Consider the following 22,478-nt stretch of genomic DNA (forward strand, 5'->3'; position numbering starts at 1 on the left):
CTGACCGCATGGACATCGCGCAGCTCACCGCCAAAGTCGACGCCCTGATGCCCGGTGTCGCCGCCGATCTCAAGCGCCTGGCCGCGATCCCCTCGATCGCCTTCCCCGGCTATCCGCAGGAGAAGGTCGTCGAGTGCCACGACCTGCTGGTCGACCTGCTGCGCGAGGCGGGCGTCCAGGACCTGGCGGACCTGCGGCTGCCCGACACCTCGCCGATCATCACCGGCTACATCCCGCCGCCGACGCCGCAGGCCCCGACGGTCCTGCTCTACGGGCACTACGACGTCCAGCCGCCCGGGGACGAGGCGGCGTGGGCCTCCCCGCCCTTCACCCCGACGGAGTACACCGACCCCGAGCACGGCCCGGCCATCCGGGGCCGCGGCATCGCCGACGACAAGTCGAACCTGGCCGTGCACCTCGGCGCGCTGCGCGCCTTCGACGGCCGCCCGCCGGTCGGCATCCGCCTGGTGCTGGAAGGCCAGGAGGAGTACGGCAGCGTCCTGGACGACTACCCGCCGCAGAACCCGGCCGCGTTCGCCTGCGACGCGATGGTCATCGCCGACATGGGCAACATCCGCCCCGGCACCCCGACGCTGACCACCGCGCTGCGCGGGGACGCCGAGGTGCTGGTGGAGGTCCGCACGCTGAAGGAGGCGCGGCACAGCGGCCTGTACGGCGGCGCCGCCCCCGACGCGCTGCTCACCCTGATCGCCGCGCTGGCCACGCTGCACGACGACAAGGGCGACGTGGCCGTGCCGGGCCTGCGCCGCGAGCCGTGGTCCGGCACCGCGTACACCGACGAGGAGTTCCGCGCGCTGGCCACCGTCGAGCCCGGCACGCCGCTGCTGGGCACCGGCGGCCTCGGCGAGCGGCTGTGGAGCGGCCCGGCGGTCACGGTGGTCGGCCTGGACGCGCCGGCCGTCGACACCGCGGCGCTGGCCGTCGTGCCGTATGCCAGGGCTCTGGTGAACCTGCGGATCCATCCGCGGCAGGACCCGAAGGAAGCGCAGCAGGCGTTGGTCCGGCATCTGGAGGCGGTCAAGCCGTTCGGCGTCGAGCTGACCGTGACGCCCCAGGACGCGGGCCCCGGGTTCGCCGCCCGGACCGGCGGACCGGCATATCAGGCTGCTGCGACCGCGCTGGCGGCCGCGTGGGGTTCGGCCGCGACGCAGGCCGCGAGCGGCGGCGCGATCCCGTTGGTGAACGGGCTCTCGAAAGCGGTTCCGAATGCTGAGATCCTGTTGTTCGGGGCCGAAGACGCGGCGTGCCAGCTGCACGGGCCCAACGAGCGTGTACTGCTGTCTGAACTGCGGAGTTCGGTGCTGGCAGAGGCAGCTTTCTTCGAGGCTTACGCCAGGGATTATGCGAAGCTCTCCTCATGACCTTCACTGCGTTGGATCACGTAGCGACGCCCGTTCTCGACATCGCCTATGAACACGCAGGGGACCCCTCGGGGATTCCCGTCGTCCTGCTCCACGGCTTCCCCTATGACGTCCGGGCCTACGACAAGGTCGCCGCAGCGCTGGTTGCGCAAGGTGGTTATTCGGTATACGCACCGTATCTGCGGGGCTTCGGCAGGACGCGCTTCCTGTCCGAGGCCGATCTGCGGTCCGGGCAGCAGGGCGCCATCGGCCAGGACCTGGTCGACTTCATCGACGCGCTGCGGCTGAACCGGCCGATCGTCGGCGGCTACGACTGGGGCGGGCGGGCGGCGTGCATCGTCTCGGCGCTGTGGCCGGAGCGGGTGCGCGGGCTGGTCACGGTCGACGGGTTCAACGTGCAGGACATCGCGCACTCCTGCGAGCCGTCGAAGCCGGAGTGGGAGGCCACGTACTGGTACCAGTACTACTTCCACAGCGAGCGCGGGCGGCGCGGGTTGGAGCGGAACCGCGAGGAACTGTGCGAGTTGCTGTGGCGGACGTGGTCGCCGACGTGGCAGGCCGCTTCGGCCGAGTTCCCGGCGAGTGCGCCGAGCCTGCACAACCCCGACTTCGTGGAAGTGGTCATCCATTCCTACCGGCACCGGTACGGCCTGGCCGAGGGTGATCCGCGGTATCGGGCGATCGAGGAGCGGCTGGCGTTCGGGACCGAGATCGCGGTGCCGACCGTGGTGCTGGAGGCCGGGGCGGACGGGGTCGGCGGGCCGGCGTTCGCCGATTCCGGGGACCGGGAGCTGTTCATCGGGCGCTTCGAGTACCGGAAGGTGGAGGGGGTCGGGCACAACGTGCCGCAGGAGGCGCCGGAGGCGTTCGCCGAGGCGGTCCGGCTGCTCGCGTGAGCTGCTCGGCTCGCGGGCACAGCTGATCACGACTCGGCCTCGCCTGGTGATCGTCAAGGACAAAAGCACTCCGCGCCTATTACTCTTCCGGATGTGAGCAGCCCCGTTTCCGTCAACCGCGCCACGGCCGGCGTCCTGTTCGGCGTGGTCTCCTCGGTGGCCTTCGGGGCCGGCGGTCCGTTCGGCAAGGCCCTGATCGCCGCCGGGTTCAGCCCGCTGCAGGCGGTGTGGATGCGGCTGATCGGGACGGTCGTGGTGCTGGTCGCGCTGTGTCTGGCGCTGCGGCGGCCCGGGCAGCTGGCGACGATGGCGCGGAACAAGTGGCCGATCGTGATCTACGGACTGGTGGCGGTCGCGGCGTGCCAGGTGCTGTATTTCGTGGCGGCCTCGCGGCTGCCGGTCGGGATCGCGATCCTGCTGGAGTTCACCGGGCCGGTGCTGGTGGTCGGCTGGGAGAAGCTGGTGCGGCACACGCACGTGGCGCGCGAGTCGGCGATCGGCGTCGGGGTGGCGATGCTGGGACTGGCGATCGTGGTGCAGATCTGGTCCGGGGTGCACCTGGACGCCGTGGGCCTGGCGGCCGGCCTCGGCGCCGGCGCCGGGAACGCGACGTACTTCCTGGTGATCGACCGACTGTCCGGCACGGTCGACCCGCTGACCCTCACCACCGGCGGCATGAGCGTCGGCATGGTGGCGCTGACCCCGCTGGCCGCACCGTGGTCCGCGCCCTGGCACATCCTGGGGCGCTCGGTCCCGATGGGCTCGCACCACCTGCCGGGCTGGACGCTGGCCGCTCTCATCGTGCTGATCAGCACGGTCCTGTCCTACCTCACCGGCGCGGCGGCGGTGCAGCGGCTGTCGGCGACGGTGGCGGCGGGACTGGCGTACGTCGAGCCGGCATCGGCGACCGTCGTGGCCTGGATCACACTCGGCGAGCGGCTGTCGGCGACGCAGATCGCCGGCGGCGTGATCGTGCTGGCGGGGGCCTACCTCGCACAGCGCGGAATCGGGCGCACCACGGGTGCCGAAGGAGATTCCACCCGGTCTATCCTGGGAACCACGGTCACCACGGAAGCGTTGATCCCATGAAACGTCCCTACTCTGCCGTACCCCGGCCCCGGCCCCTGTGGAGCCCCGGGCCGTGCCATGCGTAGGGGCCCATGCATCGAAGGGGGCGGGGAGCGTCTATGAGCGGCGTCATGAAGCGGATGAAGCTGGTCGTCGAGGCCAAAGCCAACGCGGCCCTTGAACGCCGCGAAAATCCGGTCGAACAGCTCGACCTGTCCTACGAGAAGCAGCTGGAGCTGCTGCAGAAGGTGCGCCGCGGCGTCGCGGAGGTGGCGACGAGCCGCAAGCGCCTGGAGATCCAGCTCAAGCAACTGCAGGCGGACTACGACAAGCGCGGCGAGCAGGCCAAGCGCGCCCTCGAGATCGGCCGCGAAGACCTGGCCCGCGAGGCCCTGGTCCGCCGCGGCCCGCTCCAGCAGCAGATCGAGGACATGACGCAGCAGTACAACGCCCTGCAGGCAGAAGAGGAAAAGCTCGTCCGAGCCTCCCAGTCCCTGCAGGCCAAGGTCGACGCCTTCCGCACCAAGAAGGAGACGATCAAGGCCACCTACGCCGCAGCCCAGGCGACCACCCAGATCGGCGAAGCCTTCAGCGGCATCTCCGAGGAGATGGGCGACGTCAACATGGCCATCGAGCGCGCCGAGAACAAAACGGCCCAACTCCAGGCCCGCGGCGCCGCCCTGGACGAACTCACCGCCTCCGGCGTCCTGAACGACCCCACCGGCTACGGCAAGGACGACATCACGCGCGAACTCGATGCCCTCTCGGCCGGCTCCGGCGTGGAGAACGAGATGGCGCGGCTCCGGAACGAGATCGCGTCCGGCGACGCGAAGAAGCAGATCGGGCCGGGGGCCGGGGCCTAGGCCTCAGCGAACGGTTCGACGGTACGACGATGGCGCGGCGGGCTTCGGCCTACCGCGCTTTCGCTTTTGGGGGCGCTGGCTGGGGCTTGGTGCGCTGGTTGGTTGCGGTTGCGGCTGATCTGTAGCTTTACAGGCGATTTTCAGGCGCTTCTGACCTATGTGTGGGTGCTGGTAGGTGCGGTTTGTTTGTGGGTTGACATTCAAGGGCGTTTTCTTACGGCTTCGCACGGGTTTAAGAAGGATCCGCTGGGTGGCGCAGTTCGGTGGTGCCTCGCTGGTTGCGTTGGCGGCCGGCGGTTGTTCGTGTGCACGACCGCGCACGGGTCCGAGTCACTGCGCACACGTTTGGTCTGGCGGCTGGCGGCCGCGTGTGGTGGGCACCGAAAGTCAAGGGCAGGGCCTCCGGCGGCGCCTGCGCGGCGAGCGGCACTCGCTCCGGGGAGGGGGGCCGCGCTGTCTGCTGCCGGATGCTGCTTGTGGTCGCCTGTGTCCCGGGTTCCCCGTCGCATCGTCGCCTCACGGAAGCAGACCGGTCCGGTGGTATCAAGTCGGACCCCTGCTGCTGTGGTCCAGCCTCGTGCGACTTGACACCACCGGCCCGGTCAGCTTGGCTACGCCCGCCGACGCGACGGGGAACCCGGGACAACCCCGCGTGTGGTGTGGACATGGTCCACTCGGGCGCGTACACCTGCGGGTGGTGACATGGCGTGCCCGAGATGCGGGAATCCTTCCCACAGGTGGGGTTGTCCCGGATCCCTCGTCGCTGTCGGCGGTGCTTGCACAACCAGCCCGGACTGGCGGTGTCCGGCCGAACGCGACCCGACCACAGCAGCGTGCGATCCGGCTGGACACCGCCAGGCCGGGATGGTTCCCTCCGGGCGACGACAGCGACGAGGGATCCGGGACGAGGCGACCAACACACAAACCGCCGCCGACGCGGGGGGTTGGGGATCCCTCAGAGTCTCGAGTGCCCCCGCCGGAGGCGCCTGCTCTTGACTTTCAGGCACCCACCACACGCGGCCGCGACCCGCCCACCTGACGTGTGCGCAGTGACTCGGACCGGTGCGCGGTCGTGTCCAGCATTACCCGCCGGCCGCCAGCGCAACCAGCGGCACACCACCGAACTGCGTCCCCCAGCGAGGTCACCAAACCTTAGGCGAAGCCGTAAAAAAGGCTCTTAAAACCACAGACCAGCCGCCAGCGCGATGCCCAGACCGCCCCGACCATCGCCCACCAAAAACCCCAGCCTCCCCGCAGCACTCCCATCAAGCGCGCGAAGAAGCCGGGGCCGAACTCACCTCACTCACTCACTCACTCACTCACCGCAAAACCCTCACAGCTTCCAGCTATAAACCAGAATCTTGTTCTTCAAATCATCCTCAACCGTCACGTGATAAGTCCCATCCGCCCCCACCGCAGCGTTCAGCCCATACGGAACGTCCACCCACCCCGTAGGCCCGTACGCCGAAGGCGGCCCCACGATCGCGCTCGGCTCCCACATCCCGACCGCTGAACCGTCCGACGCCTTCAGCACCCACACCAACCCCCGCGTGGCGATCCCGCACACGAAGATGTACTCCCCCGCCGGCTGCCAGCTCACCGGGGTCGTGGCCACCGGCTGCACCGTCTCGTCCCACGGCAGCAGGATCTGCCAGGTGGGCGTCGCCGTCGCCGGGTCCAGGGTGCTCCACTTGTCGTAACGCGCCAGGACCTTGCCGCACTCCTTCCAGTGCGCGTTCTCGAACGGCTGCGCCGCCGTGTATCCGGACACGTACATCACGTCCGTCGCCACGTCGTAGTACAGCCGCCGCACCGGCTTGAACGGGGCCGGCAGGGCCGTCGTCACCAGGTGTGCGTAGTCGTAGATCGGGTTGCCGTGGCTGTCGAAGCCCTGCAACGGATACCGCCGCAGGTTGCGATCGCCGCCCTCCCACACGTCGCCCTTGTCGTCGACGAACCACACCCAGCAGTTGCTCGGCGCGCTGAGGCCGTTGTTCGTCGTGTACTCGTCCGCTGTGAACGCCCCGTCGCCGTTGGCGTCGCGCCAGATCCACTCGCCGGTGGCGGGTTGGAACGGCGGCCAGTTCGGGGCGTCGGTGAAGTGCGCCTTGAAGATCGCGGCCGAGGGGACGGCGATCTCGCCCTGCATCCGGTGGATCACCAGCTCGCCGCTGTACATGCCGGTCGTGTACATGTACAGCGTCCCGTTGAAGCGCCGCACGAACGCCGACGTGATGTGGTGCTGGTGCCCGATCATGAACAGCCGCGGGTCCTGCGGGTACTTCACCGAGTCCAGGGTGTAGCCCATCCACGTCGAGTCGCTGCCCGGCGCCTTGCTGTAGTCCATGCGGTAGTGCGCGTGCGGGCTGTAGATGTCCAGCGCGTTCGACGCCGGGTCGAAGTCCCCTGACGTCACGAACTCCTGCCCGACCAGCTGCCACACCAGGTTGCCGCTCGGGTCGTACTTGCGCAGCCAGGTCCCGAACTCGTTCATGCCGACGTACACGTTGCCGGCCGCGTCCCCGCCGACGCCGGAGATCCCCCAGAACTTGTTCGTGTCCGGCACTCCCGGCGTGCCGCTGCCGATCCCGCCGGGCCGGCCCAGGCTCCTGGCCAGCGTCGGCTTCGGGGAGAGGAGCCCGGTGTACGTGTGCACCTGCCGCAGCGGCCCGTTGTCGCCGACCAGCAGGTTGCCGTTGACGTCGATCGCCAGCGAGGTCGGCAGCCAGTCGGCGGCCGGACCGGCGATCGTGCCGGGCAGCGCGGTGCCGGTGTTGGTGAAGCCGAGCACCGTCGCCGGGCCGTTCGCGCCCACGTGCCAGAAGTGGCCGTCGTTGGTGTCGCGGGTGACTCCGGAGACCACCCAGACGTCGCCGCTCTTCGGGTCGATCGCCACGGCGCCGGGCATGTTCACCGCCCAGGTCCGCACGATCGCGCCGGTCGCGGCGTCGAACACGATGACCCGGTTCTGCACCCGGTCGGTGGCGACCACCTGTGTGTCGGTCGCGGCGGCCGCGGCCGGCGGGCTGCCGACGGCGAACGTCACCGTGCTCGCGACCCCGGCCAGCGAGAACGCGGTCAGCCCGTTGCCGACCGTCAGGAAAGCGTTCTTGCTGTTCACCGCCACCGCGTCGCCGTTCGCGCTGTGGCTGTTGCCGACGACCTTGCCGTCCTTGTAGATCCCGGCCTCATCGCCGCCCTCGTCCCAGAAGGAGTTGGTGTAGACGGTGCCGTCGGCCGTGACGGCGATGTTGAACAGGAAGTCCTGCATCCACTGCGTGGCGCCGGCGTACGTGTTCCCCACCCACGAGGTGGTGACGTTCAGAGTCGGGAAGGTGGCGCCGGCGGCGGCCGGCGCCGCCTGGGCTGTGGCTGTCTCACCGAGCAGGGCCGTCGCGACCCCGCCCGCGATCACCGCACCGGCGCTGCTCACAATGAGCCGCCGACGCGTCATTCCCTTCGAATCCTCCATGCCAAGCTCCCTAGAACGACTGTAAAGTGAGCGTTCACTTGAGGGCACTGACGAAGGTAGGTTCGAGCGACCCTACTGTCAACAGTCTGTTTCCAACGCCCGATGCAACCGTGCCAGCCACCGAAGCTGCACCGCGGCGTGAAAACTGCCGCCACCTTCATGGTTGTTGAACTCGTACTCCACGATCTCCTTCGGCCCGCCATAGACGTTGTAGGCCGCATACACCGTTGAAGGCGGACATATGTCGTCCTTCAACGCCACGGAGAACATGGCCGGAGCAGTGGCACTTCGCGCATGGCTCACCCCGTCGAAATACGCCAACGTCTCCTGAACCGCGGAGACGGAACCGCGATGCATCCGCATATACGCCGCGAGTTCCGTATACGGCCCCCGCTCGGCGCTGTGAACGGCGCGCGGGAAGTCGCACAGAAAAGGAACATCGATCATCGCCGCCCGCACCCCCGGATGCAGCCCCGCGACCGCCAGCGCCAGTCCCCCGCCCTGGCTCGTCCCCACCACCGAGATCCGCGTCGGATCCACCTCGCCGAACGCCGCCACGGCGTCCACGGCCCGCACCGCGTCGATCGTCACGCGCCGGTAGTAGTAATCCTCCGGGTCACCAATGCCGCGCGTCATGAACCCCGGATATGCGGGCCCTGATCCATGCGGATCAGCGGTGTCGCCCAAACCCCAATCCGACCCCTGCCCGCGCGTGTCCATCACGAAGTAGGCATAGCCGGCGTTGGCCCACAACACGTCTTCGTGCGGCAATCCCCGTCCACCGCCGTAGCCTATGTAGCGCACCACCACCGGAAGCGGCCCGTCCGTGTGCCGGGGCAGGTGCAGCCAAGCGCGCACCGGCTCGCCGCCGTAGCCGGGGAACGTCACGTCCTGGGTGGTGATCGTGGTCAGACCGGTGTCGACGAGCTCGGCCGACGGCTTGCCGCCGAGCGAGCGCGCGACCTCGATGCCCTTGCACCAGAATGCGTCGAAGTCGTCCGGGGCGGTGTCGGAACCAGGCATCGTCGGCGATCCCCCAACACTTGTAAAGTGAGCGTTCATTCAGCGAGGATCGACAGTAGATCAGGTAGGACTGAACGTCCATCCCGGGGAGGAGGAGGGGATGCCAGCACGGCCGACCATGCGCAGCGTCGCGGAACACGCGGGGGTCTCGCACCAGACGGTCTCCCGCGTGGTGAACGGCGACCCGACGGTCACCGACGCGGTCCGCGAGCGCGTCGTCACCTCGATGTCGGAGCTCGGCTACCGCCCCAGCGCCGGCGGCCGGGCCATGGCCCGCGGCCGCACCGAGGTGGTCGGCCTGGTGATCCCGCACGACCCCGGCTTCGCCTTCGCCAACGACCACCTGATCCGCATGATGACCGGCGCGGAGCAGGAACTGGCGGCCCGCGGCTACGGCATGCTGCTGTCCACCCGCGAGGCCTCCAAGGACCCCGCCTCCGCCTACCGCCGCTTCGACCGGCGCCGGCTGGTCGACGGCCTGATCGTCGAGGGCGGCGGGGGCACGGCCGCGCTGCCGCACCTGGTGGAGCTCGGCTACCCGGTCGTGGTGATCGGCTACACCGAGGACGACCTGGCCATGGTGCACCCCGACGACGAGGGCGGCGCCTACGCGGTCGCGCAGCACCTGCTGGCGCTGGGCCACCGCCGGATCGGCGTGGTCAACGGACCGCCGGAGAGCCGGCTGGCGATGGCCGCCCGGCTGCGCGGCGTCCGGCGTGCCTTCGCCGACGCGCGCCTGGAACCCACGCCGGAGCTGGAGGTCCACGGCGACTTCACCTTCGAATCCGGGCACGCCGGCGCGCAGCAGCTGATGACCCTCCCCAACCCGCCGACCGCCGTCTTCGCCTTCAACGACGCGATGGCCCTGGGCGTCCTGCGCTGGATGCGCGAGAACGGCAAGAGCGTGCCCGGCGACGTCTCGATCGCAGGGTTCGACGACACCTCGGCCGCCGTGCTCGGCGAGACCCCGCTGACCAGCGTCGCGCTGCAGAGCGTGGACCTCGGACGGCGTGCGGCCCAGATCCTGCTCGACATGCTCGACGGCAAGGACGCGCAGAACACCGAGACGGTCATGGCCGGCCGCCTCATGGTGCGCAAGTCCACCGCACCGCCGCGCACCCTCATCTGAGAACCCTGTCATTCGAGAACCCTGATGAATCAAAGGATGTGGCCCGCTCGATGACCCCACAGACCTCCCTCAACCAGCACTCGCCCCGCAAAAAGCACTGCGCCTACGTCGAGGACCGCTCCCCCGGCACCGGCCGGCTGGCCCCGCGCGCGGCCTTCGCCTCCGACGCCGCGACGCTGGGCCTGGACGGCCGGTGGCGGTTCCGGCTGGCCGCCGGGCTGCACGACACCACCGAGGGCTTCCACGCCCCGGACTTCGACGACGCCGGCTGGGACCTGATCGCCGTCCCGTCGTGCTGGCAGCTGGACGGCGTGCCCGGCGAGCCGCGCTACGGCGCCCCGGCGTACACGAACGTCACCTACCCGATCCCGCTGAACCCGCCGCACGTCCCGCGCGAGAACCCGACCGGCGAGTATCGGTACGCCTTCGACGTGCCCGCCGACTTCCACGCCGAGGGCGCGCGGCTGCGCTTCGAGGGCGTCGACTCCTGCTTCGCGGTCTGGCTGAACGGCACGCTGCTCGGCGACGGCAAGGGCTCGCGGCTGCCCACCGAGTTCGACGTCTCGGCGGTGCTGGATCCGGGGCGGCGCAACGTGATCGCGGTCCGCGTGCACCAGTGGTCGGCCGGCACCTACCTGGAAGACCAGGACATGTGGTGGCTGTCCGGCATCTTCCGGTCGGCGGCGATCCTAGAGCGGCCGCGCGACGGGATATCGGACTTCTTCGTCCACGCCGACTTCGACCCGGCGACCGGCGCGGGCACGCTGCGCGTCGACGTCCACACCGCCGCCGGAACCGCCCGGTTGACCGTCCCCGACCTCGGCATCGCCGACGCCGACCCGGCCGGCCCGTTCGTCATCGCGCACGTCGAGCCGTGGAGCGACGAGCGGCCGCGGCTGTACACCGGCGAGCTGGTCAGCGCCGGCGAGCGCGTCCCGGTCCGGATCGGTTTCCGCCGCGTCGAGACCGCCGACGGCGTCCTGCTGGCCAACGGCAAGCCGCTGAAGTTCCGCGGCGTGAACCGGCACGAGTGGCATCCGCTCACCGGCCGCACGCTGAGCCCGGAGACGATGCTGGAGGACGTGCTGCTGATGAAGCGGCACAACATCAACGCGGTCCGCACCTCGCACTACCCGCCGGACTCCCGGTTCCTGGACCTGTGCGACGAGTACGGCCTGTGGGTCGTCGACGAGTGCGACCTGGAGACGCACGGCTTCGCGCTGGCTGGCTGGCGCGGCAACCCGGTCGCCGACCCGGAGTGGCGCGAAGCGCTGCTGGACCGCGCCGAGCGGATGGTCGAGCGGGACAAGAACCACCCGAGCGTGGTGATCTGGTCGCTGGGCAACGAGTGCGACAGCGGCGAGAACCTGGCCGCGATGGCCGCGTGGATCCGGGAGCGCGACCCGGACCGGCTGATCCACTACGAGGGCGACCGCGACTCCTCCTACGTGGACCTGTACTCGCGGATGTACTCGAACTACGACCACGTGGCCGCCACCGGGGTGTATCAGGAGCCGATGACGGTCGACCCGACCGTGGACGCGCACCGGCGGTCGCTGCCGTTCGTCCTCTGCGAGTACGCGCACGCGATGGGCAACGGCCCCGGCGGCCTGCTGGAATACCGCGACCTGTTCGAGTCGCATCCCCGGCTGGCCGGCGGGTTCATCTGGGAGTGGATCGACCACGGCGTCGCGCAGGGCGCGCACTACGCCTACGGCGGCGACTTCGGCGAGCGGGTGCACGACGGCAACTTCGTCGCCGACGGCCTGCTGTTCCCGGACCGCACGCCCTCGCCGGGCCTGCTGGAGTACGGCAAACTCTGCGAGCCGGTCCGCGTCGAGGGCGACACGATCCGCAACCTGCACCACACCCGGGACACCGGATACCTGCGCTGGAGCTGGCGGTTGGAGATCGACGGCGACCTCATCGCGCAGGACGAACTCCCGGTCCCGCCGATCCCGCCGGGCGCCACGCACCGCTTCCGGCACCCGGTGGAGCTGACGAAGGCCGCCGACGCCGCGGGCCCCGGCGAGCGCTGGCTCATCCTGGAGGCCGTGCTGGCCGCCGACGAGGCCTGGGCGCCGGCCGGGCACGTGGTCGCCTGGGGCCAGGTCGAGCTGGAGGACGCCCCGTTCAGCGACGCCGATCCGTTGGTGGACCAGGCCGTCGCGCTGGCCGCCGACGCGCTGCTGGCGGCCTCCACGCCGGGCGGCACGTCGTTCGGCAGCGCCACGATCGACCGCGGCGACGCGGCCGCGGACTACCTGACGCCGCAACGCCTCGGCGACACCGTCACGCTCGGCGCGGCCACCTTCGACGCCTCCTCCGGGGAGCTGCTGGGCCTGGCCGGACTGGCGATCGAGGGCTTCGCGCTGGACCTGTGGCGCGCCCCGATCGACAACGAGCGCTGGTCCTCCTTCACCGCACCGCCGCTGCTGGAAACCTGGCAGGCCGCCGGACTGGACCGGCTGGTGCACGACGTGCGCGGCGTGGAGTGCGAGCCCGACGCCTTCACCGTCACGACTCGCGTCGGACCGGTCGGCCTGGACCACCACCTGGAGGTCACCTACATCTGGGCGGCGACCGACACCCGGCTGAGCCTGACCGTGCACACCGCGCCGAACCGGCCGTGGCCGTGCCCGATCCCGCGCTTCGGGGTCTCCTTCCAGCTGCCCGGCGAGCTGGACACCGTGAGCTGGTACGGGCTCGGGCCCGGCGAGGCGTACCGGGACAGCCGGTCGGCGGTGCGCGTCGGCCAGTATCAGAGCTCTGTTCGGGACCTGCAGACCCCCTACCTGTTCCCGCAGGAGAACGGCAACCGGCACCAGGTCCGCCGGGCCTCGCTGACCCGCGCGGACGGCACCGGCCTGCTGCTTTCCGGCGCCCCGCACTTCGACCTCGCCGTGCGGCCGTGGAGCACCGCGGCGCTGGAAGCCGCACGGCATCCCGACGAGCTGGTCCCCTCCGGGCGCCTGCACGTCCATGTGGACCACGCACACCACGGCGTCGGAAGCGCGTCGTGCGGCCATCCCCTGCAACCGCGGCACCGCCTGGAGGCCATGCCCGCCAGCTTCACGTTTACCCTGGAGGCGCTACAGTAGCGACACGAGACAACGTAGGCACCGGGCCCGGCGCCGTGTCGCCGGAAGGAACCGGACCGCCTTGAGCATGAGCACGCCCAGCGCGGGCGGGGAAGCACGCCGCCCGACGATGGCGGACGTGGCACGGATCGCGGGCGTCAGCCTGAAGACCGTCTCGCGGGTGGTGAACAACGTGCCCACCGTGGACCCCCAGCTGGTGGTCAAGGTCAACGCCGCCGTCGCCGAGCTCGGCTTCCGCCGCAACGACATGGCCCGCAACCTGCGGGCCGGCAGCAGTTCGGCGACGGTGGGCCTGCTCATCGAGGACCTGGGGAACCCGTTCTACGCCGGGATAGCCGCGGCCGCGGCGCAGTACGCGCTGGACCGCGACACCCTGCTGATCACGGCCAGCTCCGAGGAGGACGCCGACCGCGAGCGCAAGCTGCTGCTGGAGCTGTGCGAGCGGCGCGTGGACGGGCTGCTGGTGGTCCCGGCGGCCGACGCCGACCACGTCTACCTGCGCCCGGAGATCGAGCGCGGCACGCCGATCGTGTTCCTGGACCGGCCGCCGCGCAACCTGCGCGCGGACACGGTGCTGATCGACAACGCGGCCGGCGCCCGCACGGCGATCGAGCACCTGGCCGCCGCCGGGCACACCCGGATCGGGGTGGTCTCGGACTGGCTGAGCATCTCCACCATGGCCGAGCGGCTGGCGGCGGCGGAGAAGGCGCTGGAACAGGCCGGGCTGCCCTATCGGCCGGACCTGATCAAGTACGGCGTGCACACCGTCGCCGACGCCACGGCGGCGGTGAACGCGATGCTCGACGGTCCCGAGCCGCCGACCGCGGTGTTCGCGCTGAACAACCGGCTGGTGCTCGGCGCGCTCGGCGCGCTGGGCGGCCGGTCGGCGAAGGTGGAGCTGGTCGGGTTCGACGACTTCGAGACCGCCGCGTTCGTGCCGTATCCGCTGACCGTGGTCTCCTACGACGTCCGCGAGATCGGACGCATCGGGGCCCAGCTGCTGTTCGACCGGATCGCCGGGGACCGGTCACGGCCCAAGACGATCGTGGTTCCGACCGAGCTGGTAGTGCGCAGCGCCGGCTGAAACCGGCACGGCGTAGCCGACGCGCGCACTCTCGATTAAATCAGACCTCGAATATACCTGCCGGCACTCCGCACACTCCGACGTCGACGGCGAAAACCGAGCCCGCCAAAGGCTCGCGAGCTGCGTCGGTACCTTCAATGGCCGAAGTCACGAAGAGTACACCGTCCGCGCCGAACGCGCACGATGAAGGTTGCGAGACCGGGAAACGCACGGTGGCGAGTCGGCGGCCGCGCGGATCGTATCGCCGCACTTCAGCGGCGCCCCAGACGGCGAGCCACAGGCAACCGTCCTCGTCGACGCACAGTCCGTCCGGCAGCCCGCCGTCGATGTGTATCAGTTCCCTGAGAGTGCCGAGCGTTCCGGTGTGCACGTCGAATTCGGCCGTCAACACCACGTGCCGCATGCTGTCGGCCAGGTAGAAGACGGTGTCGTCGGGGCTCCAGCCCAGGCCGTTCGGCAACGTCAGTCCTTCAACCACGGTTCGGACTCCGTGCTGCGGGTCCCAGCAATGCAGCGCTCCGCGACCCGGATCGAAGGACAGTTCCGTGCTGCCTGCCCAGAAACGTCCTGCTGAGTCGCACTTGGCGTCGTTCATCCGCAACGCCGGATCAGCCAGCACTGGATGCTCGACGGAGAAGTCGCCGTCCGGTCTCAGTGTCCCGAAACCCTTCGCACACGCCGCGACCCAGCCTCCGCCGCGCCGCGGAGCCACCGCGCCGAGGCTCATCCCGATCCTCGTGATCTCTGTCGCGGGACCGGGTTCCCACAGGTCAGCCTCCATCAGCCGGCCCTGCGGGATGTCCACGAAGACCAGGCGTCCGGCCGCCTGCTCGACCACCGGCCCCTCCCCGACCTGAGCGTCGCAGGGGGCGAATATCTCTGGGCTGAACATCGGAATGCGCTTTCCTTTCCTTCGCTGAAACTCTGGACAACGTTGTCTCGGCGTGACTATGGTTCCAGCCAATCCCTTGAGAGGAACAGTGATGACCTCCCTTCCCGACCCGCGTCGGCTGTGGAACGACGGTAGCGCCGTTGAGGTGCGAGGTACCGTCGTCACACGGTTGACTCCGGGCGCGGAACCGGTCCTCACCGCGGAATCCGAGGGCGGTGTCGTCGAGCTCGCCGGTGGGATGCCGGGGACAACGTTGGTACGCCTGGACATCCCGCTCGGCGGCGCCGTCGGCTACTGGCACCCGGCCGCCGGCTGGGACCGCCACCTGGCCGCGGACTGGATGACCGGCTGGCGCGCGGTCGGCCTGTTCGACTCGGCGCCGCTGGGTTGTCTCTACGACGCCGCTGGAAACTCGCTGCTCGCTTACGCCACCGACCGTCTGGTCGCGACCACGCACGTGAGGTTCGGCGTCGGGGAGCGCACCGGCCGGTTCGGGATCTGGCTGGCCGTGGACCTGGAGCCCGGCGAGGTCTGCCGGATCCGAATAGCCGGTCCCGGACAGCCGCACGCCGACGCGCTGCGCGACCTGGCGCGCTGGCAGGCCTCTGAGACACCGTTGCCTGTGCCGGACGCCGGCCGGACCGCGACCTACTCCACCTGGTACTCCTACCACCAAGACGTGAGCGCGTCGGCGATCGAGGCCGAGGCCAAGCTGGCCGCCGAGGCAGGGTGCGGACTCCTCATCCTCGACGACGGCTGGCAGCGCGGCGGCACCGGCGGCGGCTACTCCGGCTGCGGCGACTGGGAGCCGGACTCCGAGAAGTTCCCCGACTTCGCCGCGCACGTCGCCGAGATCCACCAGACCGGGCTGAAGTACATGGCCTGGATCGCGCCGTTGTTGCTCGGCCAGAACAGCGCGGCAAGCAGAACACTCGCCGAGCTCGCGCCGCACGCCCGGCCCGAATGGCGGTGCCACGTCCTGGATCCGCGCCACGCCCGGGTCCGCGAGTTCGTCGTCGAGAGCTGCGCGCGCTTGATCGAGGAGTACGGACTCGACGGCCTGAAGATGGATTTCCTGGACTCCGCCTCGGCGTACGCGAGTGAGATGTACGCGGACACGGCCGCCGAGGACTGGATCCCGGACGTCGGCACCGCGATGCACACGATGCTCGCCGCCCTGCGCGACCGGCTCCGCGCCGTACGCGGTACCGATTTCCTCATCGAGTTCCGTCAGCCGTACACGGGCCCTGCGATGCTCGAGTACGCCAACCTGCTGCGCGCCAGCGACTGCCCGGCCGACGCGGTCGCCAACCGCGTGAAGTCCCTGGACCTGGCGCTGCTCGCGCCGGACGCCGCGATCCACTCCGACATGCTGATGTGGGACGCGACCGGCACCCCGGAGCAGGCCGCCCGGCAGCTGCTGGCGGTCCTGCACACCATCCCGCAGCTCTCGATGCGGCTCGGCGACCTGCCCGCCGAGCACCGCGCCATGACCGCCTTCTGGCTCGGCTTCTGGCGCGAGCGCCGCGAGCTGCTGACCCGCGGCCGACTGCGCGCCAGCCGTCCCGACGAGCTCTACTCCCTGGTGACCGCGTCCGACGCCGAGCGCGTCGTGGCGGTCCTGCACAGCGCACAGCACCTGGTCCCGCTCGCCCTGCGCGGGCTCCGCGAGGCCGCTGTGGTCAACGCCACCGGCGGCGACCGGATCGTCCTCGACCTCTCGCACCAAGCCGACGTGCGCCTGACCGTGTCAGACGCCTGCGGTCGCACCGTCCGCATGGAGACCACACGCCTCGCCCTCGGGCCGTTCTCCGTCGCGGTTCCCCCTTCCGGCCTGTGCCTGATCACGCTGATCGCAGAGGCCTGAAAACCCCTTCCTTCCACGGAGGCCCGAGAAATGATCAACCCTGAGATCAGCCGTCGCCGCGCGCTGGGTTACGGTGCGGCGGCCACCGCCGGCGCGGCAGCGGCAAGCATGATCGGCAGCCAAAGCGCTCATGCCGAGACGGCGACAGCCGCCGGCGCCGCCCCCGCAGCCGTCCGCATCCCGTTGGTGGACGTCAACTTCACCGACACCACAGGGCTCTACATCGCCGACCCGACCAGCGGCACCGCCCCGGCGGCGCTGGTCGTGACCTTCAACAGCACGGTGGCGATGACCGGCGCCATCGCCTGGACCCTGACCCGGCGCGGCACCACGCAGCTGGGCACCGGCACCTCGCCGTTCAACGCCCCGGCCGGGACGCCGGGCGTGGTCACCATCCCGCTCGGCGCGCTGAGCCCGGACCACTACCAGGTGGCGGTCACCGTCACCAAGTCCGACAACACGGTGCTGATCGCCGCCACGCACGGCCTCGGCGTGATCCGGCAGACGGTCACCGGGGTGCGCCCGAACTCGGTGTTCGGCCTCGGCATCCGGCCCGAGGGCACCTGGGCGGTGAGCCAGCAGATCGCCTCGCGCATGGGGGTGAAGTGGACCCGCGGCATCGTGGCCGTCGAGCCGGACACCGTCGCCCCCTCCCCCGGCGTGTTCTGGGACCAGACCGCGATCGACGCCGCGCGCGCCGAGGTCCAGAACTGGCTCTCGCTCGGCATCACGCCGATCGGCGGCATCAACTACAACATGTCCTGGAACGTGGAGCCGCTGCCCAACGGCACGATCCCGCTGCCGTACCAGAACCGGCCGAAGGACATGGTCGCGCACTCGGAGATGGTGTACCACAGCATCGCGCCGCTCCAGGACCTGGTGCAGAACTGGGAGCTGTGGAACGAGCCGTGGGTGCACGGCTGGTCCTGGGCGACCGGCACGGCGCAGGACTACCGCGACATGACCAAGCTGATCTGGGACCTGGTCAAGCCGGACTACCCGGACGTGAACCTGATCGGCGGCGGCTCGGTCACCTACAACCGGGACATCGTCTACGCGCTCGGCTCGGACAAGACCGGCTACATCGACGGCTCGGTGAACCACGCGTACGGCTATCCGGACGCGACGCAGTACGCGATGACGAAGACGCAGATCAAGCTGGACAAGAAATACGGCCAGACCCAGGGCCGGGCCGGCCAGTGGCAGACGGAGCTGGGCACGGCGGCCTCGTTCCAGTTCCCGGACTACCCGGTGACCATGCGGCAGTACGGCGTAGCCCGCACCCTGACCCCGAACTACCTCCTGCACATGCTGGCCGGGGCCGAGGAGAACTCGCCGGTCAAGGTGTTCTGGTTCTCGCTGTGCTACGACGCGACGTACTCGGGCGCCGAGTTCAACATGTACGACAACAAGACCAAGAGCCCGAGCGCGCCGATCGTCGCCTACTCCACGATGACCCGCGTCCTGGAGGACTGCCAGCTGCTCGAAGAGCTCTACCCGACGGCGAAGTCGACGTGGGGCTTCCTGTTCAAGCACGCCGACGGCAAGGGCCGCGCGGCGATCTACGCCGACCAGCTCTACGACGGCACGATGGAGCACCAGAACGTCGGCTACACCGGGACGCTGACCCTGAACAACGCCCGGCACGTGCGGGTCTACGACTACCTCGGCACGCAGCTGGCCGACGGCAGCAAGTCCACGGTCACGCTGCCGCTGAACCCGTGGGAGGTTCTGTACTTCGACACGGATCTGCGGCCGAACGATCTCAGGATGCTGCTGACCGAGGGTGCCGTGTTCACCTACGACGAGCCGGTGAAGGTGACGCCGCTGTCGTTCGTGAAGCCGATCGGCGACGGCAGCACCATCGATCTGCGCGTGGAGAACGTCTCCCCGGCTCCTCTGCACGCCAACGTCACGATGACGCCGCCGGCCGGCTGGAGCACGCCGACCGCGACCCGGCCGGTGCTGCTGGCGCCGGGTGAGTGTCAGGTCGTGTCGTGGCCGGCGCAGACCACGCAGGTCGATCCGAACAACCAGTACCCGATCGGGTACGACGTGACGATCCCGGGGCGCGACGGCTTCCATCTGAAGGGTTCGCAGACGGTCCAGCTCGCCTACGTGCCGAACCGCTCGATCACCGTGGGCGGCAGCGCGAGCCAGTGGAACGGCGTCGTGCCGGTCACGATGTCCAGCACCGTGCTGCTCGCCGGCGTCAGCGACACCAAGACGTACACCTACCAGACCGCGTGGGACAGCACGAGCCTGTACGTGCGCGCGGTCATCGAGGACGACACGCAGTCCTCGAACCTCATATGGGCCTCGGCACAGGGGCAGTACCTGTTCCCGTTCGCCGCCGACAGCATCCAGATCGGCTTCAACGTCGTCGCCAACCCCGACGACCTGCTGGCCGGCGACCCGCACTACGAGAAGTGCCTGGTCTCGGCCTCGCACCTGTTCGTCGCCACGCTGCCCTTCGGCGCCGGCGAGCTGCACCGCCAGCTGGCGCCCGGTACGAACTACCAGACGTTCTACCCGACCAACGCGGTCCTCCCGACTCCGCTGGGCCAGCTGGACGCGCACGCCACCACCGGCGCCGACGGCCGGGTGGTCGTCACCCGCGACGAGACGAACAAGCTGACGACGTACGAGCTGGCGATCAACTGGAACCAGCTCCCTGATCTGTACGCGGCAATCCAGGCCCTTACGGCCGGCCAGGTCCACGAGGCCACCATGGCGGTCCAGGTCAACGACCGCGGCAAGAACAGCCACGGCGCCACGTACTGGACGGCGAAGAACGAGGGAACCGCCTCGGGCTGCTACAACTTCGCCCCGTTCTGGGGCACCGGCGCGCAGTTCACCGGCGGCCGGATCGACACCCGTTGGGGGATCGGACAGTGACCTCGCACGACGAACTCCGGCCTGCCGAACCGCCTTGGGCGGCGCCCTCCGGCGGGCCGGACTCCGGCGCCGACTCCAGCACCGACGCCGGCCCCGACACCGGTACCAGCTCCGGCGTCCGCATCACCGGCGTCCGGACCATCCTCACCGCGCCGACCGGAACCACGCTGGTCATCGTCCGGATCGACACGAACCAGCCGGGCCTGTACGGGCTCGGATGCGCGACCTTCACCCAGCGCGCCAAGGCGGTCGCGACCGCGGTCGACGAGTACCTGGCGCCGCAGCTGATCGGCCGCGATCCGGCCGACATCACGGACATCGTCAGCACCCTGCATGTCAGCGGCTATTGGCGCTCCGGCCCCGTGCTGAACAACGCCCTGTCGGGCGTCGACATGGCGCTGTGGGACATCAAGGGCAAGGTCGCCGGGCTCCCGGTGTGGCAGCTGCTCGGAGGGCGCTGCCGCACCGCGGTCCCGCTCTACACCCACGCCGCCGGGGTGGACGCCAAGGCGGTCGCCGAGGAGGTCCAGGAATGGATCGAAGCCGGCTACACACACGTGCGCTGTCAGGTCGCCGTCCCTGGCGGCGGCACCTACGGCGCACCGAAGGCGGCGGGCGGGACCGGGAGTGAGGGCTACCGGCGCCCGCTCGTCGCCGACGCGTGGGATCCCCGCGCGTATCTGCGGACGGTGCGCGGCCTGTTCGAGCACCTGCGCAGCGAGGTGGGCTCGGAAGTGGAGCTGATCCACGACGTGCACGAGCGCGTGCACCCCACCGAGGCCGTGCGGCTGGCCAAGGATCTGGAGCCGTACGACCTGTTCTACCTGGAGGACCCGGTCGCCCCGGAGGACCTCGACTGGCTCCGCGCCATCCGGAACCAGAGCGCGACGCCGATCGCGATCGGTGAGCTGTTCGTCAACCCCGCCGAGTACCGACCGGTGATCACCGAGCGCCTGTGCGACTTCATCAGGGTCCACATATCGGCGATCGGCGGCCTGACCCCGGCCTGGCGGCTGGCGAACCTCGCCGAGAGCTTCGGCGTGCGCACCGCGTGGCACGGCCCCGGCGACGTCTCGCCGATCGGCCACGCCGCCAACCTCGCCCTGGACCTGGCCAGCCCGAACTTCGGGATCCAGGAGCAGCACCTGTTCGCCGACCAGCACCGGGAAGTGTTCCCGGGCTGCCCGGAGATCCGGGACGGCCACCTGTGGCCGTCGGACGCGCCGGGGCTCGGCGTCGACCTCGACGAAGCCCTGGCCGCCGAGTACCCGCCGGCCGCGAAGGCCGAGCCCGGTCACGCCTGGCGCCCTCCGCGCCGGGGCGACGGTGCGCTGCAACGCCCGTAGTTCGTCCCCGCCCAGGAATCAGGAAACGGAGATAGCCCGTCATGAGCATCCGCAGACCGGTCGCGATCGCCCTCGTGACCGTCGTGGCCGCGACGACCGCGGCCGCGTGTTCGTCCAGCAAGTCCTCCGGGTCGGGCTCGTCCGGCCCCAAGGTGACGCTGACCGTCGCCGAGTGGACCAACCCCGGCGCGGTGGACTTCACCAAGGCCCTCAACGCGCAGTTCGAGAAGGCGCATCCCGGCGTCACGGTCAACTTCCAGAACACCTCGACCGCGAACGGCGCCTGGGGACAGCTGTCCACCAGCCTGTTGCAGTCGAAGTCGGTGGACGTGCTGGCGCAGTTCGCACCGACGCAGAAGGCGTTCCCACCGAGCTTCACCAACATCAAGCCCGGCGGTCCGGCGGCGCTGATCGAGGCCGGCCAGCTGGTCGACCTGAAGGACCAGCCGTTCATGAAGAACTACGACATGACGGCGCAGCAGGCGGCGGTCGGCTACAACGGCGGCGTGTACGGCGTGATGGCCGCGGAGTACGCCGGGGCCGGGGCGATCTGGTACAAGAAGGACCTGCTCGCCAAGTACAACATGGCCGTCCCGACCACCTTCTCGGAGTTCCTGGCCGACTGCGCGCAGCTCAAGGCGGCCGGCAAGACCCCGATCTTCCTGGCCGGCAAGGTCGGGATGCAGGGCGGTATCTGGCAGGGCATTGAGAACCAGACGCTGATGGCCGGCAAGCAGCCGACGGACTCCGTCCAGGTCTCCTCCGACCGCGCGAACGCGTTCTGGCAGGGCACGCAGAACTGGAACGCCCAGACCTACAAGGACATCGGCGCGAAGTACCAGCAGGTCATGCAGTACATCGAGCCGGCCGCCTCGGGCGTGGACCAGCAGACCGCGCCGGGCATCTGGGCGGTCAAGACCGACGACTACCCGTTCCTGCTGGACGGCTCGTGGGACTCCGCGACCATCCTGAAGGCGAACCCGAAGCTGAACGCGGGCCTGTTCGTGCTGCCGGGGACCGACAACGCCGCGGACAACCGGGTGCCGGTCAAGCCGGACCTGACCTGGGTGGTGCCGACCTCGGCCCCGCACAAGGACCTGGCGATGCAGTGGCTGGCGATGTTCTCCGACCCGGCGAACTACCAGAACTGGCTCAAGGCCACCGGCTCGATGTCGACCGAGCCCGCGGTCAGCAACACCGGCACGTCCTGGATGGACTGGCTGAACCAGCACACGTCGGACTCGTTCGTGCAGCTGACGACGCCGTGGATCCCGCAGGGCGCGTCGAACGACGCCGCCGGACCGGACTACTACAAGTTGTCCCCGATCGGCTCGGACAGCCTGGACACGATCCTGAACCGCTCCGCGTCGGCCTACACGAAGTCCATCGGCAAGTAAGGACCCTCCCTGTGGTCCCGCCGAGGTCGGCGGGACCACACCAGCACCGTTGAGAGGAGG

General features: G+C 69.9%; 14 protein-coding genes. 11 read left to right on the forward strand and 3 right to left on the reverse strand.

From position 1 onward, the window contains the following. The first annotated feature begins 8 nt into the window (after positions 1 to 8). The 4 genes from ABH920_RS45405 to ABH920_RS45420 all read left to right on the forward strand — a co-directional run bounded on the left by ABH920_RS45405 (position 9) and on the right by ABH920_RS45420 (position 4,209). The gene (locus ABH920_RS45405) at positions 9 to 1,382 is read left to right on the forward strand and encodes a M20/M25/M40 family metallo-hydrolase (RefSeq protein WP_370355569.1); all 1,374 of its coding nucleotides are present in this window, start codon (positions 9 to 11) and stop codon (positions 1,380 to 1,382) included. Beyond that, positions 1,379 to 2,278, forward strand: coding sequence for an alpha/beta fold hydrolase (locus ABH920_RS45410; RefSeq protein ID WP_370355570.1), 900 nt, complete (start codon positions 1,379 to 1,381; stop codon positions 2,276 to 2,278). The genes ABH920_RS45405 and ABH920_RS45410 overlap by 4 nt, the downstream gene beginning before the upstream one ends. A 93-nt stretch (positions 2,279 to 2,371) precedes the next feature. Continuing rightward, on the forward strand, positions 2,372 to 3,367 hold the full coding sequence (locus ABH920_RS45415) for a DMT family transporter (RefSeq protein ID WP_370355571.1): 996 nt from the start codon (positions 2,372 to 2,374) through the stop codon (positions 3,365 to 3,367). A 98-nt stretch (positions 3,368 to 3,465) separates the two neighbouring features. Continuing rightward, positions 3,466 to 4,209: a PspA/IM30 family protein gene (locus tag ABH920_RS45420; RefSeq protein ID WP_370355572.1), complete on the forward strand. Its 744-nt coding sequence runs from the start codon at positions 3,466 to 3,468 to the stop codon at positions 4,207 to 4,209. Positions 4,210 to 5,542: 1,333 nt separating this feature from the next. Here the strand turns inward: ABH920_RS45420 and ABH920_RS45425 are convergent. Together ABH920_RS45425 and ABH920_RS45430 are read right to left on the reverse strand one after the other, a co-directional pair. Then, positions 5,543 to 7,681, reverse strand: coding sequence for a hypothetical protein (locus ABH920_RS45425; RefSeq protein ID WP_370355573.1), 2,139 nt, complete (start codon positions 7,679 to 7,681; stop codon positions 5,543 to 5,545). Positions 7,682 to 7,759: 78 nt separating this feature from the next. Then, positions 7,760 to 8,704 (reverse strand): acetylxylan esterase, encoded by a 945-nt coding sequence (locus ABH920_RS45430; protein WP_370355574.1) that lies wholly within the window; start codon positions 8,702 to 8,704, stop codon positions 7,760 to 7,762. Between the two features lie 100 nt (positions 8,705 to 8,804). On the opposite strand from ABH920_RS45430, the gene ABH920_RS45435 reads away from it, so the two are divergent. The 3 genes from ABH920_RS45435 (at position 8,805) to ABH920_RS45445 (ending at position 14,018) form a co-directional block, all read left to right on the forward strand. After that, entirely contained in the window at positions 8,805 to 9,833 is a 1,029-nt protein-coding gene (locus ABH920_RS45435) for a LacI family DNA-binding transcriptional regulator (RefSeq protein ID WP_370355575.1), read from the forward strand. Between the two features lie 50 nt (positions 9,834 to 9,883). Next, entirely contained in the window at positions 9,884 to 12,934 is a 3,051-nt protein-coding gene (locus ABH920_RS45440; protein ID WP_370355576.1) for a glycoside hydrolase family 2 TIM barrel-domain containing protein, read from the forward strand. 67 nt (positions 12,935 to 13,001) lie between these two features. Then, complete coding sequence (locus tag ABH920_RS45445; protein WP_370355577.1) at positions 13,002 to 14,018, forward strand: LacI family DNA-binding transcriptional regulator; 1,017 nt, start codon at positions 13,002 to 13,004, stop codon at positions 14,016 to 14,018. A 40-nt stretch (positions 14,019 to 14,058) separates the two neighbouring features. Here ABH920_RS45445 and ABH920_RS45450 read toward each other — a convergent pair whose 3' ends face one another. Then, on the reverse strand, positions 14,059 to 14,910 hold the full coding sequence (locus ABH920_RS45450; protein WP_370355625.1) for an SMP-30/gluconolactonase/LRE family protein: 852 nt from the start codon (positions 14,908 to 14,910) through the stop codon (positions 14,059 to 14,061). Between the two features lie 91 nt (positions 14,911 to 15,001). Here ABH920_RS45450 and ABH920_RS45455 point away from each other — a divergent pair, with 91 nt between their 5' ends. The 4 genes from ABH920_RS45455 to ABH920_RS45470 all read left to right on the forward strand — a co-directional run bounded on the left by ABH920_RS45455 (position 15,002) and on the right by ABH920_RS45470 (position 22,418). Next, the gene (locus ABH920_RS45455; protein ID WP_370355578.1) at positions 15,002 to 16,777 is read left to right on the forward strand and encodes a glycoside hydrolase family 36 protein; all 1,776 of its coding nucleotides are present in this window, start codon (positions 15,002 to 15,004) and stop codon (positions 16,775 to 16,777) included. A gap of 30 nt (positions 16,778 to 16,807) precedes the next feature. Beyond that, positions 16,808 to 19,675 (forward strand): hypothetical protein, encoded by a 2,868-nt coding sequence (locus ABH920_RS45460; RefSeq protein ID WP_370355579.1) that lies wholly within the window; start codon positions 16,808 to 16,810, stop codon positions 19,673 to 19,675. Between the two features lie 122 nt (positions 19,676 to 19,797). Further along, positions 19,798 to 21,021, forward strand: coding sequence for an enolase C-terminal domain-like protein (locus ABH920_RS45465; protein ID WP_370355626.1), 1,224 nt, complete (start codon positions 19,798 to 19,800; stop codon positions 21,019 to 21,021). Positions 21,022 to 21,062: 41 nt separating this feature from the next. Continuing rightward, positions 21,063 to 22,418, forward strand: coding sequence for an ABC transporter substrate-binding protein (locus ABH920_RS45470; RefSeq protein ID WP_370355580.1), 1,356 nt, complete (start codon positions 21,063 to 21,065; stop codon positions 22,416 to 22,418). Positions 22,419 to 22,478 lie beyond the last annotated feature (60 nt).

Source organism: Catenulispora sp. EB89, assembly GCF_041261445.1.
Classification (GTDB): Bacteria; Actinomycetota; Actinomycetes; order Streptomycetales; family Catenulisporaceae; genus Catenulispora.

Coding starts and splice junctions, on each gene's coding strand:
- ABH920_RS45460 (WP_370355579.1), top strand. CDS start 16,808: ATGATCAACCCTGAGATCAGCCGTCGCCGCGCGCTGGGTTACGGTGCG.
- ABH920_RS45405 (WP_370355569.1), top strand. CDS start 9: ATGGACATCGCGCAGCTCACCGCCAAAGTCGACGCCCTGATGCCCGGT.
- ABH920_RS45450 (WP_370355625.1), bottom strand. CDS start 14,910: ATGTTCAGCCCAGAGATATTCGCCCCCTGCGACGCTCAGGTCGGGGAG.
- ABH920_RS45425 (WP_370355573.1), bottom strand. CDS start 7,681: ATGGAGGATTCGAAGGGAATGACGCGTCGGCGGCTCATTGTGAGCAGC.
- ABH920_RS45440 (WP_370355576.1), top strand. CDS start 9,884: ATGACCCCACAGACCTCCCTCAACCAGCACTCGCCCCGCAAAAAGCAC.
- ABH920_RS45420 (WP_370355572.1), top strand. CDS start 3,466: ATGAGCGGCGTCATGAAGCGGATGAAGCTGGTCGTCGAGGCCAAAGCC.
- ABH920_RS45455 (WP_370355578.1), top strand. CDS start 15,002: ATGACCTCCCTTCCCGACCCGCGTCGGCTGTGGAACGACGGTAGCGCC.
- ABH920_RS45410 (WP_370355570.1), top strand. CDS start 1,379: ATGACCTTCACTGCGTTGGATCACGTAGCGACGCCCGTTCTCGACATC.
- ABH920_RS45430 (WP_370355574.1), bottom strand. CDS start 8,704: ATGCCTGGTTCCGACACCGCCCCGGACGACTTCGACGCATTCTGGTGC.
- ABH920_RS45470 (WP_370355580.1), top strand. CDS start 21,063: ATGAGCATCCGCAGACCGGTCGCGATCGCCCTCGTGACCGTCGTGGCC.
- ABH920_RS45445 (WP_370355577.1), top strand. CDS start 13,002: ATGAGCACGCCCAGCGCGGGCGGGGAAGCACGCCGCCCGACGATGGCG.
- ABH920_RS45435 (WP_370355575.1), top strand. CDS start 8,805: ATGCCAGCACGGCCGACCATGCGCAGCGTCGCGGAACACGCGGGGGTC.